The sequence below is a fragment of the Streptomyces sp. CC228A genome (assembly GCF_021390935.1).
Lineage (GTDB): Bacteria > Actinomycetota > Actinomycetes > Streptomycetales > Streptomycetaceae > Streptomyces.
In genome coordinates this window covers 133,348-149,609 of record NZ_JAJPUI010000004.1, presented here as the reverse complement: position 1 = coordinate 149,609, position 16,262 = coordinate 133,348, and the positions used below count along the sequence as shown (strand labels likewise).

General features: G+C 73.7%; 11 protein-coding genes and 2 pseudogenes. 5 read left to right on the top strand and 8 right to left on the bottom strand.

Going from position 1 to position 16,262, the window contains the following annotated elements:
* Positions 1–66 precede the first annotated feature (66 nt).
* The 3 genes from hisB to hisD are packed head-to-tail and all read right to left on the bottom strand — an operon-like array spanning position 67 to position 3,091.
* On the bottom strand, positions 67–660 hold the full coding sequence (gene hisB / locus L6E17_RS13455) for an imidazoleglycerol-phosphate dehydratase HisB (RefSeq protein WP_236241009.1): 594 nt from the start codon (positions 658–660) through the stop codon (positions 67–69).
* The gene (locus L6E17_RS13450) at positions 657–1,772 is read right to left on the bottom strand and encodes a histidinol-phosphate transaminase (protein WP_236241008.1); all 1,116 of its coding nucleotides are present in this window, start codon (positions 1,770–1,772) and stop codon (positions 657–659) included. The genes hisB and L6E17_RS13450 overlap by 4 nt, the downstream gene beginning before the upstream one ends.
* Complete coding sequence (hisD, locus tag L6E17_RS13445) at positions 1,769–3,091, bottom strand: histidinol dehydrogenase (protein ID WP_236241007.1); 1,323 nt, start codon at positions 3,089–3,091, stop codon at positions 1,769–1,771. Before hisD ends, L6E17_RS13450 begins: the two co-directional genes overlap by 4 nt.
* Positions 3,092–3,344: 253 nt before the next feature.
* Here hisD and L6E17_RS13440 point away from each other — a divergent pair, with 253 nt between their 5' ends.
* The 4 genes and pseudogenes from L6E17_RS13440 (at position 3,345) to ybaK (ending at position 7,556) form a co-directional block, all read left to right on the top strand.
* Positions 3,345–4,907 (top strand): oxidoreductase, encoded by a 1,563-nt coding sequence (locus L6E17_RS13440; protein ID WP_236241345.1) that lies wholly within the window; start codon positions 3,345–3,347, stop codon positions 4,905–4,907.
* Positions 4,908–5,213: 306 nt separating this feature from the next.
* A pseudogene (locus L6E17_RS13435) lies at positions 5,214–6,265 on the top strand (hypothetical protein).
* A gap of 11 nt (positions 6,266–6,276) precedes the next feature.
* Positions 6,277–7,014: an LON peptidase substrate-binding domain-containing protein gene (locus tag L6E17_RS13430; RefSeq protein WP_236241006.1), complete on the top strand. Its 738-nt coding sequence runs from the start codon at positions 6,277–6,279 to the stop codon at positions 7,012–7,014.
* A gap of 44 nt (positions 7,015–7,058) precedes the next feature.
* Entirely contained in the window at positions 7,059–7,556 is a 498-nt protein-coding gene (ybaK, locus tag L6E17_RS13425) for a Cys-tRNA(Pro) deacylase (protein ID WP_236241005.1), read from the top strand.
* A 15-nt stretch (positions 7,557–7,571) separates the two neighbouring features.
* Here the strand turns inward: ybaK and L6E17_RS13420 are convergent, their stop codons facing one another.
* From L6E17_RS13420 to L6E17_RS13405, 4 genes and pseudogenes are all read right to left on the bottom strand, one after another.
* The gene (locus L6E17_RS13420; protein ID WP_236241004.1) at positions 7,572–8,375 is read right to left on the bottom strand and encodes a DUF2567 domain-containing protein; all 804 of its coding nucleotides are present in this window, start codon (positions 8,373–8,375) and stop codon (positions 7,572–7,574) included.
* 45 nt (positions 8,376–8,420) lie between these two features.
* On the bottom strand, positions 8,421–9,227 hold the full coding sequence (locus L6E17_RS13415) for an ABC transporter permease (protein WP_236241344.1): 807 nt from the start codon (positions 9,225–9,227) through the stop codon (positions 8,421–8,423).
* A gap of 64 nt (positions 9,228–9,291) precedes the next feature.
* Positions 9,292–10,265, bottom strand: a pseudogene (locus tag L6E17_RS13410) (ABC transporter ATP-binding protein).
* A gap of 80 nt (positions 10,266–10,345) precedes the next feature.
* A complete protein-coding gene (locus L6E17_RS13405; RefSeq protein WP_236241003.1) occupies positions 10,346–11,707 on the bottom strand; it encodes an NYN domain-containing protein in 1,362 nt (453 codons plus the stop codon).
* A gap of 265 nt (positions 11,708–11,972) precedes the next feature.
* On the opposite strand from L6E17_RS13405, the gene L6E17_RS13400 reads away from it, so the two are divergent.
* Complete coding sequence (locus tag L6E17_RS13400; protein WP_236241002.1) at positions 11,973–12,131, top strand: hypothetical protein; 159 nt, start codon at positions 11,973–11,975, stop codon at positions 12,129–12,131.
* A gap of 358 nt (positions 12,132–12,489) precedes the next feature.
* Here the strand turns inward: L6E17_RS13400 and dnaE are convergent, their stop codons facing one another.
* Positions 12,490–16,026 (bottom strand): DNA polymerase III subunit alpha, encoded by a 3,537-nt coding sequence (gene dnaE, locus L6E17_RS13395; protein WP_236241001.1) that lies wholly within the window; start codon positions 16,024–16,026, stop codon positions 12,490–12,492.
* Between the last annotated feature and the right edge of the window lie 236 nt (positions 16,027–16,262).

Here is a 16,262-nt window from a genome sequence, read left to right as displayed (position 1 = left end):
TGCCGGCGGCCGCGGGACACGGGGCGCTCGCGGGGGCGGGGCGCCGTGTGCCGGTGGGGGCGGCGGTCACAGCGCGCCCTTCGTCGACGGCAGGATCCCGGCGGCGCGCGGGTCGCGCTCGGAGGCGTACCGGAGGGCGCGGGCGAGGGCCTTGAACTGGCACTCCACGATGTGGTGGGCGTTGCGCCCGTACGGCACGTGGACGTGCAGCGCGATCTGGGCCTGGGCGACGAAGGACTCCAGGATGTGCCGGGTCATCGTCGTGTCGTAGGCCCCGATCATCGGCGCCATGTTCTCGGGCTCGCTGTGCACGAGGTACGGGCGGCCGGAGAGGTCGACGGTGACCTGGGCGAGGGACTCGTCGAGCGGCACGGTGCAGTTGCCGAAGCGGTAGATACCGACCTTGTCGCCGAGGGCCTGCTTGAAGGCGGCGCCGAGGGCGAGGGCGGTGTCCTCGATGGTGTGGTGCGAGTCGATGTGCAGGTCGCCGTCGGTCTTCACCGTGAGGTCGAACAGGCCGTGGCGGCCGAGCTGGTCCAGCATGTGGTCGTAGAAGCCGACGCCGGTGGAGACGTCGACCTTGCCGGTGCCGTCGAGGTCGATCTCGACGACGACGGACGTCTCCTTGGTGGTGCGCTCGACCCGTCCTACGCGGCTCATGAGCTCTGCTCCTTCTTCAGTGCGCGAACCGCATCGAGGAACGCGTCGTTCTCTTCCGGCGTGCCGGCCGTGACCCGCAGCCATCCCGGTACGCCGTTGTCGCGGACGAGGACGCCGCGGTCGAGGATGCCGCGCCACACGGCCTGGGTGTCCTCGAACCGTCCGAACTGGACGAAGTTGGCGTCCGACTCCGTGACCTCGTAGCCGATGCCGCGCAGCTCCGCGACCAGCCGGTCCCGCTCGGCCTTGAGCTGTTCGACGTACCCCAACAGGGTATCGGTGTGTTCGAGGGCGGCGAGCGCGGTGGCCTGGGTGACGGCGGACAGGTGGTACGGCAGGCGGACCAGCTGGACGGCGTCGACGACGGCCGGGTGGGCGGCGAGGTAGCCGAGGCGCAGCCCGGCGGCGCCGAACGCCTTGGACATCGTGCGGGAGACCACCAGGTGCGGGCGCTCCTCGATGAGCGGGAGCAGCGAGGGGCGGTGGCTGAACTCCACGTACGCCTCGTCGACCACGACCAGGGACGGCTTGGCGGCCTGGGCGGCGTCGTACAGGGCGAGCACGGTGCCGGCGTCGACGGCGGTGCCGGTGGGGTTGTTGGGGGAGGTGACGAACACCACGTCGGGGCGGTGCCGGGCGATGGCCGCCGCGGCGGTGTCCGCGTCGATGCGGAAGTCGTCGCCGCGGGGGCCGGAGATCCAGTCCGTGCCGGTGCCGCGGGAGATGAGGCCGTGCATGGAGTACGAGGGCTCGAAGCCCATCGCGGTGCGGCCGGGGCCGCCGAACGCCTGGAGGAGCTGCTGGAGGACCTCGTTGGAGCCGTTGGCGGCCCAGACCTGGGCGGCGCCGACCTCGTACCCGGTGGTGCGGGTGAGGTAGCGGGCCAGTTCGGTGCGGAGCTCGACGGCGTCGCGGTCGGGGTAGCGGTTGAGGTGCCGGGCTGCCTCCCGCACGCGGTCGGCGATGCGCTCGACGAGCGCTTCCGGCAGCGGGTAGGGGTTCTCGTTGGTGTTCAGCCGGACCGGCACGTCGAGTTGGGGGGCGCCGTACGCGGACTTGCCGCGCAGCTCGTCGCGGATGGGCAGGTCGTCGGCGCGGAGGGTGTCGTTCACTGCTGCGGCACCTTCCATCCGAAGCGCGCCTTCATGGCGGCGCCGTGGGCCGGCAGGTCCTCGGCCTCGGCGAGGGTGACCACGTGGTGGGCGACCTCGGCGAGGGCGTCGCGCGTGTAGTCGACGATGTGGACGCCGCGCAGGAAGGACTGCACGGACAGGCCGGAGGAGTGGCAGGCGCAGCCGCCGGTGGGCAGGACGTGGTTGGAGCCCGCGCAGTAGTCGCCGAGGGAGACCGGCGACCAGGGGCCCACGAAGATTGCCCCGGCGTTGCGGACGCGCTGGGCGACGGCGGCGGCGTCGGCGGTCTGGATCTCCAGGTGCTCGGCGCCGTACGCGTCGACCACCCGCAGTCCCTCGTCGAGGCCGTCGACGAGGACGATCGCGGACTGCTTGCCGCTCAGCGCGGGGACGATGCGGTCCTCGACGTGCTTGGTGGCGGCGATCTGCGGGGCCAGTTCCCGCTCCACGGCGTCCGCGAGCCCGACGGAGTCGGTGACGAGGACGGCCGCGGCGAGCGGGTCGTGCTCGGCCTGGCTGATCAGGTCGGCGGCGACGTGCACCGGGTCGGCGGTGGAGTCGGCGAGGACGGCGATCTCGGTGGGGCCGGCCTCGGTGTCGATGCCGATGCGGCCGGTGAAGTAGCGCTTCGCGGCGGCGACCCAGATGTTGCCGGGGCCGGTGACCATGTTGGCGGGGGCGCAGGTCTCGGTGCCGTAGGCGAACATGGCCACGGCCTGGGCGCCGCCGACCGCGTAGACCTCGTCGACGCCGAGGAGGGCGCAGGCGGCGAGGATCGTCGGGTGCGGCAGGCCGTGGTGCTCCCGCTGCGGCGGGGAGGCGAGGGCGACGGACTCGACGCCGGCCTCCTGCGCCGGGACGGCGTTCATGATCACGGACGAGGGGTAGACGGAGCGGCCGCCCGGCGCGTAGAGGCCGACGCGCTCGACCGGCACCCACTTCTCGGTGACCGTGCCGCCGGGCACGACCTGGGTGGTGTGCGGGGAGCGGCGCTGCGCGCGGTGGACGATCCGGGCGCGCCGGATGGACTCCTCCAAGCCCGCGCGGACGGCGGGGTCCAGCTCCTCCAGGGCGCGGGTCAGCGCGGCGGCCGGAACGCGCACCTGGTCCAGCTTCACGCCGTCGAACCGCTCGGCGTAGTCGATCAGCGCGGCGTCTCCCCGATGGTGGACGGCCTCGCAGATGGGCCGCACCTTCTCCAGGGCGGCCTCGACGTCGAACTCGGCTCGGGGCAGCAGGTCGCGCAGGGCGCCGCCCTTCGGGAGGGCGTCACCGCGCAGATCGATTCGAGAGATCACGGGTCAATTCTCGCAGACCGCTTCGGGGGGCCGGGCGCCCGTATCACTGGCTGATACACGCCACACCACCCCCGGACTGTCACTGCTGACCGTTAGCGTTCACCTCGTCACTCAGCGGGAAGAACGGCTGTACGAAAATCGGGGAAGCGAGGGGTGGCAAGTGACCGAGCCGCAGGACGGTCGGGACGGGGAGCCGGCAGGGGACGGGCACGACGCCGAGGTGCCCGGCGATCTGACGGCGGTCGAGTCGGGGATGTGGCTGGCGTTCCGGGTCGGCGCGTGGCACGACCTGCGCGCCGGGCATCCGGTGCTGGACGATCCGTTCTCGCCCCGGGTGTGGCCCGGGGAGCGCCGGGTGCGGGCCGAGGTCGTGGCGCGGCTGCTGCTGTCCGGGCCGCCCGCCGTGGCGGGCCGGGTGCCCGCGCTGAAGCTGCGCGGGGTGCTGATCACCGGGACGCTGGACCTGGCGGGTGGCCAGATCGCGCCGTATGTGGAGCTCCAGGGGTGCCGGTTCGAGAACGAGGTGGTGCTGCCCGAGTCGCGCTTCACCACCCTGCGGATGATCGGCTGCGCGATCCCCCGGGTGGAGGCGGCACGGCTGCACACGGAGGGCGACCTGCACCTGCCGCGCTGCCGGGTGGACCGGGGGGTGCGGCTGAGCGACGCGCAGATCGGCACGGACCTGCTGATCAGCCAGATCCACGTGGAGCCGGACCGGCGCGGGCAGGCCATCGTGGCGGACGGCCTGTCGGTGGCGCAGGACCTCCAGGCGGAACTGGTCGAGGCATACGGCGAGTTCAGCATGCGGGGCGCCAAGGTGGGCGGCTCGCTGAGCCTGCGGGGCAGCCGGCTGCGGGGTGCCGAGGGGCGCCGCGCGCTGAACGCGCCGCAGCTGTCGGTGGAGCGGACGCTGTACATGACGTACGCGTGGGTGAGCGACTCGGTGGGCGGCCCCGGGGACTCGCTGGGCGGCACGCCGCCGTACGGGCTCGGTGATGTGCACACGCCGATGCGGGGGACGCGGATGCGGCCCTTCGAGTGCCACGGCGGGGTGAGGCTGGACGACGGGAGGTTCCAGGACGCCGTGGACCTGCGCTACTCGCGGTTCCTTCTGTCCTCGGCCCGCAAGGAGGAGCTGTCGATGCGCCGGATCGTGACCCCGGAGCTGCGGTTCACCTGCGAGCGGCCCGAGGAGGGCCGGGTGGTGCTGAACGGGGCGAAGGTGGTGACCCTGGTCGACCAGGCGGCGAGCTGGCCGGGCCCGGGCGGGCTGGCCCTGCACGGGTTCGTGTACGAGAACCTCGTGCCGTACGGGCCGTTCCCGCTGACCCGGCGCCTGGAGTGGGTGGCGGCGGCCACCCCGGAGTACTCCCCCGAGCCGTACGAGCGGCTCGCGGCGGTGCTGCGGGCCACCGGTGAGGACGCGGATGCCCGCGAGGTGCTGCTCGCCAAGCAGCGGCGGCGGCGCGAGACCCTGCCGCTGGGCGCGAAGCTGTGGGGGTACGTGCAGGACCTGGCGGTGGCGTACGGCTACCGGCCGGGCCGGGCGGCCGTGTGGATGGCGGTGCTGTGGGCGGCGGGGGCGCTGGCGTTCTCGCGGTACGACCCGGTGCCGATCAAGGACGACGAGGCCCCGCACTGGAACGCGGCCCTGTACGCGCTGGACCTGCTGGTGCCGGTGATCAACCTGGGGCAGGAGGGGTACTGGCTGCTGACGGGACCGTGGCAGTGGATGTCGACCGGTCTGATCCTCGTCGGCTGGGTGCTGGCCACGACCGTGGCGGCGGGCGCGTCGCGCCTCCTGCGGCGCAGCTGAACAGCCCGCCGGTCAGGCGGCCGCCCCGGCTCCGGCCCGGCGGCCGACGGCGGGTGGGGGCCGGGGCGGCCGGGGCAAGCGGGCAAGCGGGCAAGCGGGCAAGCGGGCAAGCGGGCAAGCGGGCAAGCGGGCAAGCGGGCAAGCGGGCAAGCGGGCAAGCGGGCAAGCGGGCAAGGCCCAACGGGGGCGCGCGCCCAGGGTGCTGGCGCCGGGCGTACGGGCGCCGGCTCCCCACCCTGCTCCCACCAAAGCTTCACAGCACGGCCCTGGCGCACCCCCCACCTGCGGCTTTCAATGGGCGGCACCATGTCTCTGCTGCGTTCCCTGCTGAGCCGCCCGCGCCCGGTCCGTCCTGCCGCGCCGCCCGCGTCCGGGCTGCCACCGGACGACGCGGTGCTGCTGGACGTGCCGGACGAGCGGCTCGGACCGGCACTGGTGGCGGCCGCCCGCGGGGACCACACCCCGGCCGCCGCCCTCATGGCGGCGACGCGGCGGTCCGCGGACTGGGAGGCCCGCGACCGGTACGCTCTGCGGCTCGCGCTCTTCGCGCGCAGCCGCGACGCCTGGCTGACCCGGTGGCTCGCCCAGGCGGCGGACGACCCCGACGCGCTGCTGCTGTCGGCCCAGCTCGCGGTGCACCTGGCCTGGCGGTCGCCCGCCCGGGTGGAGCGGCTCCGCGACATCGAGCCGGCGATCCGCACGGCCGCGGAGGCCGCGCCGCACGACCCGGTGCCCTGGCGGCTCGCGCTCGACCACGCGCGGGGCGCGCGCATCCCGCACCAGGTGTTCGCCGCGCTGTGGGAGCAGGCGCTGCGGCGGTCGGCCCACCACTACGGGTGCCACCTGTCGGCGCTCACCTATCTCTCGGCCCGCTGGTACGGCTCGCACCGGGTGTGCTTCGACTTCGCCGAGCAGGCCGCGCTCGACGCCCGCGCCGACTCGGCGGTCCAGACGCTGCCGCTGCGCGCCGCGCTCGCCCAGCTGACCGGCGGGGGCCCGGCGCCGTGTCCGACGGGCGCACGGACGCGGCGGCCGACCGTGCCGCCGCGTTCTGCGGACGCTGGCGGCCGGGCGACCCGGCGGCCGCGGAGACCCGCAACACGCTCGCGTACGTACTGGTCTCGCGCAGGCGGTGGTCGGCGGCGCTGGAGCAGTTCCGGCTCACCGGCCCGTACGCGACGTCCTTCCCGTGGTCGGTGGGCGGCGGCGATCCGCTGGGCCGCTTCCTGGACACGCGGGAACTGGCGCGCCGTGCGGCCGCCGCGGAGGCGGGCCGGGCTCCGGGCCGGGCGCCCTGCGCGGCCGGCGGGGAGGCGGTGGGCGGACGGGCCGGACGCGGCCGGGCGGTCGGCCATTAGGCTTGACCGCTGTGACCACCGCTCGCCTGCCCCTCTTCCCGCTGAACGCGGTGCTGTTCCCGGGCCTCGTCCTGCCGTTGAACGTCTTCGAGGAGCGGTACCGCGCGATGATGCGCGAGCTGCTGACCATCGACGAGTCGCAGCCGCGCCGCTTCGCCGTGGTGTCGATCCGCGACGGGCACGAGGTGGCGCGGACCGCCCCGGGCATGCCGGACCCGACGGCCCTGCCGGAGAAGGGTCCCGCCGCGGGCTTCGGACCCGACCCCGCCGCCGCCTTCCACCGCGTGGGGTGCGTCGCGGACGCGGCGAGCATCCGGGAGCGGGCGGACGGCAGCTTCGAGGTGCTGGCGACCGGCACGACCCGGGTCCGGCTGCTGTCGGTGGACGCGGGCGGCCCGTTCCTGACGGCGGAGCTGGAGGAGCTGGAGGAGCGCCGCGGGGAGGGCGCGGGCGCGCTGGCAGAAGGTGTCCTGAGGGCGTTCCGCGCCTACCAGAAGCGGCTGGCCGGCGCCCGGGAGCGGTCCTTGGCGGCGGCGGAGCTGCCGGACGAGCCGTCGGTGGTGTCGTATCTGGTGGCCGCCGCGGCGGTGCTGGACACGTCGGCCAAGCAGCGGCTGCTGGAGGCCCCGGACACGGCGGCCCGGCTGCGTGAGGAGCTGCGGATGCTGCGGTCGGAGACGGCGCTGCTGCGCCATCTGCCGTCGCTGCCCGCGGTGGACCTGACCCAGGCCCCGACCAGCCCGAACTGACGGGCGGTCGGGCGCCTACGAGCGGAGAAGAGGACGGCGAGGCGTTGGCGAAGAAGGCGAAGAAGCAGGCGAACGGCACTCCGGCGACCGTGGCGCTGACGGCCGCGGGCACGCCGTTCACGGTGCACGCGTACGACCACGACCCCTCGTCCCCGTCCTACGGCGAGGAGGCCGCCGAGGCCCTGGGGGTGTCACCGGACCGGGTGTTCAAGACGCTGGTCGCGGACGTGGACGGCACGCTGACCGTCGCGGTGGTGCCGGTGGCGGGCCAGCTCGACCTGAAGGCGCTCGCGGCGGCGGTGGGCGGCAAGCGCGCGGCGATGGCGGATCCTGCGGCAGCGGAGCGCACCACGGGCTACGTCCGGGGCGGTATCTCGCCGCTGGGCCAGCGCAGGAGGCTGCCGACGGTGCTGGACGCGTCGGCGCCGCACCACGAGACCATCTGCGTGTCGGCGGGCCGCCGCGGGCTGGAGGTCGAACTGTCCCCGCAGGACCTGGCCGCCCTCACGGACGCGGTGGTCGCCCCCATCGGGCGCGGCTAGCCGGACCCGTCCGGATCAGCCGGTCGCCGCTCCGGACCGGTCTCCGCCCTGCGTCCGCGCCCGCGGCGGCGCGGGGTCAGGCGCCGGGGCCGCCCTGCGGGGCTCGTGCCGCGGCGGGGCCTGCGGCGCGGCGGGGAGGCCCGGGTCCCACACCGCTTCGGGTTCGCGTGGTGCGAAGAGCGCCGTGAGGGCCAGGTGGACGAACATCGCGGCGACCGGCCAGACCAGCAGCGCCCCGTACGCCTGGAGCTCCAGCGGCGCGTCGAACGTGACTCCCTCGCCGACCGCCTTCGCGTGCGCCACCACATCGTGCGTGGGCCCGAGCAGCGTCCCGGTGCCCCAGCCGAGCACCGAGCCCAGCAGCCCGCCCAGCGCGAGCCCGACGACCACGGACACGCCGCCCTCCCGCCGCAGCAGGAACACGGCGGTCGCGCTGACCGCGCCGAAAGCGGCGGCCAGCAGCGCGAAGGTGCCGTCCGCGCCGACCGCGCCCTCCCCTTCCGTCTCCTTCAGCAGCACCGCCGACCCGTCCGACACCAGGGGGATGCGCGGTGCGAGCCACAGCCACAGCAGGCCGAGCAGGATGCCGGGGACCGCCACCGCGAGCAGCACCAGGGCTCCGCGCCGCACCTCGCCGGCCACGTCCGGTGCCGTCGGCTCCGCGTCCCCGTACGCGTAGGGGTACGGCGGCACGGGGTGGCGGGGCGGCCATCCGGCCGGGCCGCCGGGCGCGGGCTGCTCCGGGTGCGGGTGTTCCGGTACGTCGTGGGACACGTTCTCACTCGATGGCTGGTGGGGTGGGGTCAAGGGTGGGGTCACCCTGTCATCGTGCCAGGTGCCGCCGGGGGCCGCCGCGCCGCGGCCTCACCGGACGGCGGCCCTGCGGTACGCCCATGTGGCGAGCGCCAGCGAGAGGACGCCGACGACCGCGCAGACGGACAGGTCGGCGGCGACGGCCGCCCAGTCCGGCCGGGCGTCGAAGCTGCGGGCCAGCGCCTCCACCCCGTACGTCGAGGGCAGCAGGTCCCGTGCCCAGCCGATCGGCCCCGGCAGCCGCTCGGCCGGCAGGACGCCGAGGAGCAGGGCCGCCGACATGCCGAGCTGCCCCAGCAGGGTGGCCAGCTCCTGGCGGGGTGCGAGCAGCCCGAGCGCCGCACCGAGGCCGGAGAGCGCGGCACCGGCCAGCGGCACCACCGCGGCCAGCACCCACAGGTGCGTGAGCGGCAGTCCGAACAGCAGGGAGCCGGCGACCGCCGTGACGGCCGTGCCGGGCACGGTGAAGGAGGCGTAGGCCCCCGCGGCGCCGAGCACCACGGCGGCGGGCGGCACCGGCAGCGTGGCGTAGTGGTCCAGGCCGCCGCTGGCACGGAGCTGCCCGAAGTACTGGGCGAGCAGGTTCAGCGCCACGAACGCCACGACGAGGACGGATGAGCCGGCGACGACGGCGCGGGCCTCGCTGCCGCCGTCGACGACTCCGCGCATCAGGACCATGATCCCGACGGACTGGAAGGTGGCGACGAACAGCAGCGGGATCCGGGCCACCCGGGCCCGGGACAGCTGGGCGCGGTAGACCGCGGCGAGCGCGGGCAGCAGCCGGGCGCGGGGGGCCAGCGGCGCGGCCCTGTCCTCCCGTGCCCCGGGGGCCTGCGCGGGCACGGCGCTCGTCGACAGCGCCTCCGCGGGCAGAGTGCTCACCGTTTCCTGCTCCCGTCGTCGTCGCCGGCGTGCGGGGCGGTCATGCCTTGACCAGCCCCTTGGCCGTCTCGCCGCCGAGCGCCAGGTACACGTCCTCCAGGCTGGGCGTGGCGAGGGTGAAGTCGTCGAGGGCCGCGAAGGCCGAGCCGCCGGTGACGGCGGCGACCGCGGCGCGGGCCTCGTCCGGGGCAGGCGCAGCACCCAGCGGCGCCCGGACTCGCGGGCGGCCGCGTGCAGGGCGGCCACCTCGGGCAGCTCCAGGGGGGCGCGGTCGCGCCACACCAGTTCGACGCGGACCTCGCCCGCCAGGCGCTGCTTGAGCCCGGCGGGGCTGTCGCAGGCGATGACCCGGCCGCGGTCGAGGACGGCGACCCGGTCGAGGACGGTCTCCGCCTCGATGACGTTGTGGGTGACCAGGACGACGGTGGCGCCGTGCTCGGCGCGGCGGCGGTCGACGGCGGCCCAGACGGCGCGGCGGGCCACCGGGTCCATGCCGGTGGTGGGTTCGTCGAGGACGAGCAGGGACCGCTCCCCCACCAGGGCGGCGGCGAAGCAGGCCAGTCGGCGCTGGCCGCCGGACAGCTTCTTCAGGGGGCGGCCGGCGAGCTCGCCGAGCCCGAGCTCTTCGAGCACGGCGTCCCGTTCGGCGCGGGCGTCGCGGGCGGTGAGACCGCGCAGCCGCCCGGTGGTCTCGGCGGCCAGGGACACGGTGAGCTCGTCGAGGGCGGTGGACTCCTGGCCGAGGTACGCGATGAGGCGGGCGGCTCGCTCGGGGTGGCGTACGAGGTCGTGGCCGAGGACCTCGACGCTGCCGGAGTCCGGGCGCATGAGGCCGGTGAGCTGGCGTACGAGGGTGGACTTGCCGGCGCCGTTGGGTCCGAGCAGCCCAAAGACCTCGCCGCGCCGCACGTCCAGGCAGACCCCGTCGGTGGCCCGCACCTCGGGGGTGGCGGGAGCACCGCGTCTGCCGCGCGCGGCGGGGTACGTCTTCACCAGATCCCGCACCACGCACACCGTACTCACGAGGGATGAGCCTAAGGGGTCGGGGCGGCCGGGCCGAGCCCGGGGCGGTGTCGGGATGCCGCCCGGTGCGGTCACTCGGCGGGCGCGGTGTGCCCGACGTGGGGGGCCGGCGGGTGCGCGGCGTGGTTCGCGGCGGCGGCGCGGACGTCGATCTCGCGCCAGAAGCCGGCCCGGATCGCGTAGCGGTCGTGCTCGTCGATCTGGTCGTCCTTGTGGGCGAGGAGCCCGAAGCGGGCGGCGTAGCGGAGCAGTTCGCCGTCGATGCGGTGCGGGATCCGCGGGTACATGCTGGACAGGTTGTCGACGTGGGAGGGGTCGGGGAGCCGGTCCATCCAGCGGCGGGCGAAGACCTGGCCGACCTCGAAGGGGTCGCCGCCCACGGTCGTGATGTCCTCCTCCCGGTCCGCCCAGCGCTGCTCGGCGCTGGTGAGCTGGGCGAGGGTGGGCAGGGAGGCGGTCTCGGGGGGCTCGCCGACGGGGCCGCCGGGCCGGTCGATCCAGCCGCGGTCGGACGACCAGCGCAGGGTGGCGTTGGCGGGCACGGCGGGGGCGGGCTGGGCCGCGGGGTGCCCGGGAGGGCGCAGCCCGGCGAGGTCCTTCGGGGTGGGGACGGCCCTGGAGGCCCCGGAGGGCGCGGAGGCGGTGCCGGAGGCCGCGCCGCCGGTCGGCGCGTCGGCGGCGCCGGTCCGGGAGGTGCCCGCGGAATCCGGGGTCGGGGCGCCGGAGCCCTGGCCGTTCCCCGGGGTGTGGGGCGCGGAGCCGTTGCCGGAGGAGCGCTCGGCCGAAGCGGCGAGGGCCGCCTCGGGCAGGGGCGCGGCGAGGATCGCGGCGATCTCGGGGCGGGGCGCCGGAGGCGGGGCGCACGGCCCGGTCAGGTCCTTGGCGCGGACGGCCCGGGTGATCCAGGCGCGGTCGAGGACGCGGCGCTCGTCGGCCTCGGCGACAAGGTCCTCGGACTGGTTGTAGTCGCCGTCGGCGGCCTGGACGGCCCACAGGTGGACGGCGACGCCGTGCTCCTTGGCGGACATCAGACCGGGCAGGAGGTCGCCGTCGCCGGTGACGAGCACGACGTCGGAGCAGGCGCGGTTGCGGGCCAGTTCGGTGAGTTCGGCGTGCATGGCGGCGTCGACGCCCTTCTGCGCCCAGCGTCCGTCGCTGCGGGTCAGGGCGCCGAGCCTGACGGTGACGCGGGGCATCACGCGCAGCCGGCGGTGCTCGGGCTGCGGGACGCGGTCGGGTGCGCCGTCGAACCAGTAGATCCGCAGCAGGGGTTGCCGGGTGTCCGCCTCCGCGCCTTCGCGCAGGGCCTGGACGAGGGCGGCGTGGTCGACGGTGATCCGGGAGCGGGCCGGTTCTCCGGCGATGAGGCTTGCTGCGGCGCCGAGCAGATAGCCGGCGTCCACGAGCACGACGCAGCGGTCCACGTGTTCCACCCTCTTTCGGGAACCTCGGGATCGGAGGTTGCTTCGGGTTTCCTTCGAGTCTGCCCGACTGCCGGAGTCTTAACGGCCGGAACGCGATCTTCGGCGTGGCGCCTCACCGTACGCGCTCGGGCGCCTCCTGACTACGGGCCCGGTGGCGCCCGCGGTCGGCGGCCGGGCGCCACTACGGTCCGCAATGATCCAAAATGCGCAGCTCATGGGGGTGTGTGAGGCTGGTCGCGGCCCTGGCCCCCACTCATCCACAGGAGGCACCCCCATGGCCAAGAACAAGAAGAGCGACCGCACCCAGCCGCAGCGGCAGTCCGAGCGCGAGACGCAGCAGGCACGGGACACGTCGATGGAGCAGCGGGCGGCGCAGGTGACGCCGGCGGACGTGGCGCAGAAGGGCCGCCAGAAGAGGTTCGGCCACAACTGACGCGGTCGGTACGGAAAGGGGCGCGCCCGTGACGACGGGCGCGCCCCTTCCGCGTGACCGTGCCGGGAGACAGCGCCTGCCCCTCCGGCCGCGACGGGAAACTGCGCCTCTCCCCTGCCCCCGTGACGGGGAACTGCGCCCTCCCCTGCCACCGTGACGGGAGACAGCGCCTGCCCCTCCGACCGCGACGGGAAGCTGCGCCTCTCCTCTGCCCCCGTGACGACGGAGGCGCCCCTCCCTGGCGGCCGTGGCGACCGGCGCGCCTGATCCGCGGTGACCGTGACCGGGGCGGCGGGGCCGCGGGGAGCCGCGGGGCCCGCCGCACCGCACGGGCGCGGTCCGGTGGCGGGGCGGGCGGTCAGCCGGCCAGGCAGGAGGGCCCGAGCAGCCCCTTCAGGTCGCCGTAGAGCGCCGGGTCGGGCTGGACGCGGTGCCGGTCGAGGCGGAGCACGGTGGTCTTGCGGGGGCCCTGGAGCTTGATCCGCACCTCGGTGTTGCCCTTGTGGTGGCTGAGGATCTCACCGAGGCGGCCGACCATGGGCGGGGTGACCTTCAGGGCGGGGATGGTGATGACCACCGGCGCGTTGGTGCCCGCGTCGGAGAGGTCGGGGACCATCAGCTCCATGGCGACAAGCCGGGGCACGTCCTCGCGCTTGTCGAGCCGGCCCTTGACGAAGACCACGGCGTCCTCGACGAGCTGGGTGGACACCAGCTGGTAGGAGGCGGGGAAGAACATGCAGTCGATGGAGCCCGCCAGGTCCTCGACGGTGGCGATGGCCCAGGCGTTGCCCTGCTTGGTCATCTTGCGCTGGAGGCCGGAGATGATGCCGCCGATGGTGACGATGGAGCCGTCGGAGAGATCGGCGAGCTGGGCGATGGACGCGTCGGCCTTGTCGGTGAGGACGTGCTCGATGCCGAAGAGGGGGTGGTCGGAGACGTACAGGCCGAGCATCTCCCGCTCCTGCGCGAGCAGGTAGGACTTCTCCCACTCGTCGTCGGAGAACACCACGTCCATGCCGAAGCCCGGCTCGCCGCTGCCCTCGTCGCCGCCCATGCCGCCGAAGAGGTCGAACTGGCCCTCCGCCTCCTTGCGCTTGACCGCGACCACGTTGTCGATCATCGGTTCGTGGTGGGCGACGAGGCTCTTGCGGGTGTGGCCCATCGTGTCGAAGGCGCCGGCCTTGATCAGCGACTCGACGGTCCGCTTGTTGCAGACGACGACCTCGACCTTGTCGAGGAAGTCGGGGAAGGAGGAGTACTTCCCCTTCGACTTGCGGCACTTGATGATCGACTCGACGACGTTCGTGCCGACGTTCCGCACGGCGGACAGGCCGAAGAGGATCACGTCGTCGCCCTGGGCGGCGAAGTTGGACTCCGACTCGTTGACGTCCGGCGGGAGCACCTTGATGCCCATGCGGCGGCACTCGTTGAGGTAGACGGCCGACTTGTCCTTGTCGTCCTTGACCGAGGTGAGGAGCGCCGCCATGTACTCGGCGGGGTGGTTCGCCTTGAGGTAGGCCGTCCAGTAGGAGACCAGTCCGTACGCGGCGGAGTGGGCCTTGTTGAAGGCGTAGCCGGCGAAGGGGACCAGCACGTCCCACAGGGCCTGGATGGCCTCGTCGCTGTAGCCCTTCTCCCGGGCGCCCTTCTGGAAGAGCACGAAGTTCTTCGCCAGCTCCTCGGGCTTCTTCTTGCCCATGACGCGGCGGAGGATGTCGGCCTCGCCGAGCGAGTAGCCCGCGATGATCTGGGCGGCCTTCTGCACCTGCTCCTGGTAGACGATCAGGCCGTGCGTGACGTCCAGGACCTCCCTGAGCGGTTCCTCCAGCTCGGGGTGGATCGGGGTGATCTCCTGCTGGCCGTTCTTGCGGAGGGCGTAGTTCGTGTGCGAGTTCATGCCCATCGGGCCCGGCCGGTAGAGGGCCGAGACGGCGGAGATGTCCTCGAAGTTGTCGGGCTTCATCAGCCGCAGCAGGGACCGCATGGGGCCGCCGTCGAACTGGAAGACGCCGAGGGTGTCGCCGCGCTGGAGCAGCTCGAAGGTCGTGGGGTCGTCGAGCGGGAGGCTCAGGAGATCGATGTCGATCCCCTTGTTCGCCTTCACCATCTTGACGGCGTCGTCCATGATCGTGAGGTTGCGCAGGCCCAGGAAGTCCATCTTCAGCAGGCCGAGCGACTCGCAGCTCGGGTAGTCCCACTGGGTGATGGTGACGCCGTCGGTGTGCCGCACCCAGACGGGGACGTGGTCGGTGATGGTCTCGCTGGACATGATCACGCCGGCGGCGTGGACGCCCATCTGCCGGACCAGCCCTTCGACGCCGCGCGCGGTGTCGATGACCTTCTTCACGTCGGGCTCGTTCTCGTACATCGCCCGGACCTCGCCCGCCTCGCTGTAGCGGGGGTGGGTGGGGTCGGTGATGCCGGAGAGCGGGATGCCCTTGCCGAGGACGTCGGCGGGCATGGCCTTGGTGATGCGGTCGCCCATCGCGTACGGATAGCCCAGCACGCGCGCGGAGTCCTTGATCGCGTTCTTGGCCTTGATGGTGCCGTACGTGCCGATCTGGGCGACCTTGTCGGCGCCGTACTTCTCCGTGACGTACCGGATCACCTCGCCGCGCCTGCGCTCGTCGAAGTCGATGTCGACATCGGGCATGGAGACGCGCTCGGGGTTGAGGAACCGCTCGAAGATCAGTCCGTGCGGGATGGGGTCGAGGTCGGTGATGCCGAGGGCGTACGCGACGATCGAGCCGGCGGCGGAGCCTCGGCCGGGGCCCACGGCGATGCCGTTGTTCTTGGCCCACATGATGAAGTCGGCGACCACGAGGAAGTAGCCGGGGAACCCCATCTGGATGATGACGTCCATCTCGTACTCGGCCTGCTTCTGCCGGTCCTCGGGGATGCCGCCGGGGAAGCGGCGCTCCATGCCGCGGCGGACCTCCTCCTGGAACCACGTGACCTCGGTGTAGCCCTCGGGGATGTCGAACTTCGGCATCAGGTCGCGCTTCTCGAACATGCCGGTGGTGTCGACCTGCTCGGCGACCAGGAGGGTGTTGCGGCAGCCCTCCTGCCAGGCGTCCGAGGAGTCGATGGCGTACATCTCGTCCGTCGACTTCAGGTAGTAGCCGGTGCCGTCGAACTTGAAGCGGTCGGGGTCGGAGAGGTTCTTGCCGGTCTGGATGCACAGCAGCGCGTCGTGGGCCCCGGCCTCGTGCGCGTACGTGTAGTGGGAGTCGTTGGTGACCAGCGGCGGGATGCCGAGCTTCTTGCCGATCTCCAGCAGGCCGTCGCGGACCCGGCGCTCGATCTCGATGCCGTGGTCCATCAGCTCCAGGAAGTAGCGGTCCTTGCCGAAGATGTCCTGGTACTCGGCGGCCGACTTCAGGGCCTCGTCGAACTGCCCGAGGCGCAGCCGCGTCTGGAGCTCGCCCGAGGGGCAGCCGGTGGAGGCGATGAGCCCCTCCGACCACTGGGAGATGGTCTCCTTGTCCATGCGCGGCCACTTCTGCAGCCAGCCCTCGGCGTAGGCGTCGGAGGACAGCCGGAAGAGGTTGTGGAGGCCCGTGTTGTTCGCCGCCCAGATCGTCTTGTGGGTGTAGCCGCCGGAGCCGGAGACGTCGTCCCTCTTCTGGTGCGGCTGGCCCCACTGGATCTTGCGCTTGTTGCGCCGGGACTCGGGGGCGACGTACGCCTCGATCCCGATGATCGGGGTGACCCCGGCCTTCTTCGCGGAGTGGAAGAAGTCGTACGCCCCGTGCAGGTTGCCGTGGTCGGACATGGCGATATGGGTCATGCCCATCTCGTTGCAGGCGTTGAACATGTCCTTGAGCCGCGCGGCACCGTCCAGCAGCGAGTACTGGGTGTGCACGTGAAGGTGCGTGAACGGCGGCTTCGACACGGCTGCGGCCTCCGGGGTTCCTGGGAAGGGGGGGTCGCTGGGAAGTCTACGGCTCCGCGGTGACACCCCCGGGCACGGCGCGACGCAGCGCGCGGGGGTGCGCACGGCGCGCGTCCGGCACCTCGCGGAACGCCCCGGACCGGTACGGCGGGCGGGGGCGCGCGGGGTGCGGGAGAGGCGGTCGGCGGGGGCCGCGAGCCCGGGGCGGCGGGCCCCGGGAGGCCCCCGGGCGGGGG

Excerpts from the sequence above, each read along its gene's own strand:
- hisB (WP_236241009.1), bottom strand. The coding sequence starts at position 660 with ATGAGCCGCGTAGGACGGGTCGAGCGCACCACCAAGGAGACGTCCGTC.
- L6E17_RS13440 (WP_236241345.1), top strand. The coding sequence starts at position 3,345 with ATGTGGCTGGCGTTCCGGGTCGGCGCGTGGCACGACCTGCGCGCCGGG.
- L6E17_RS13400 (WP_236241002.1), top strand. The coding sequence starts at position 11,973 with ATGGCCAAGAACAAGAAGAGCGACCGCACCCAGCCGCAGCGGCAGTCC.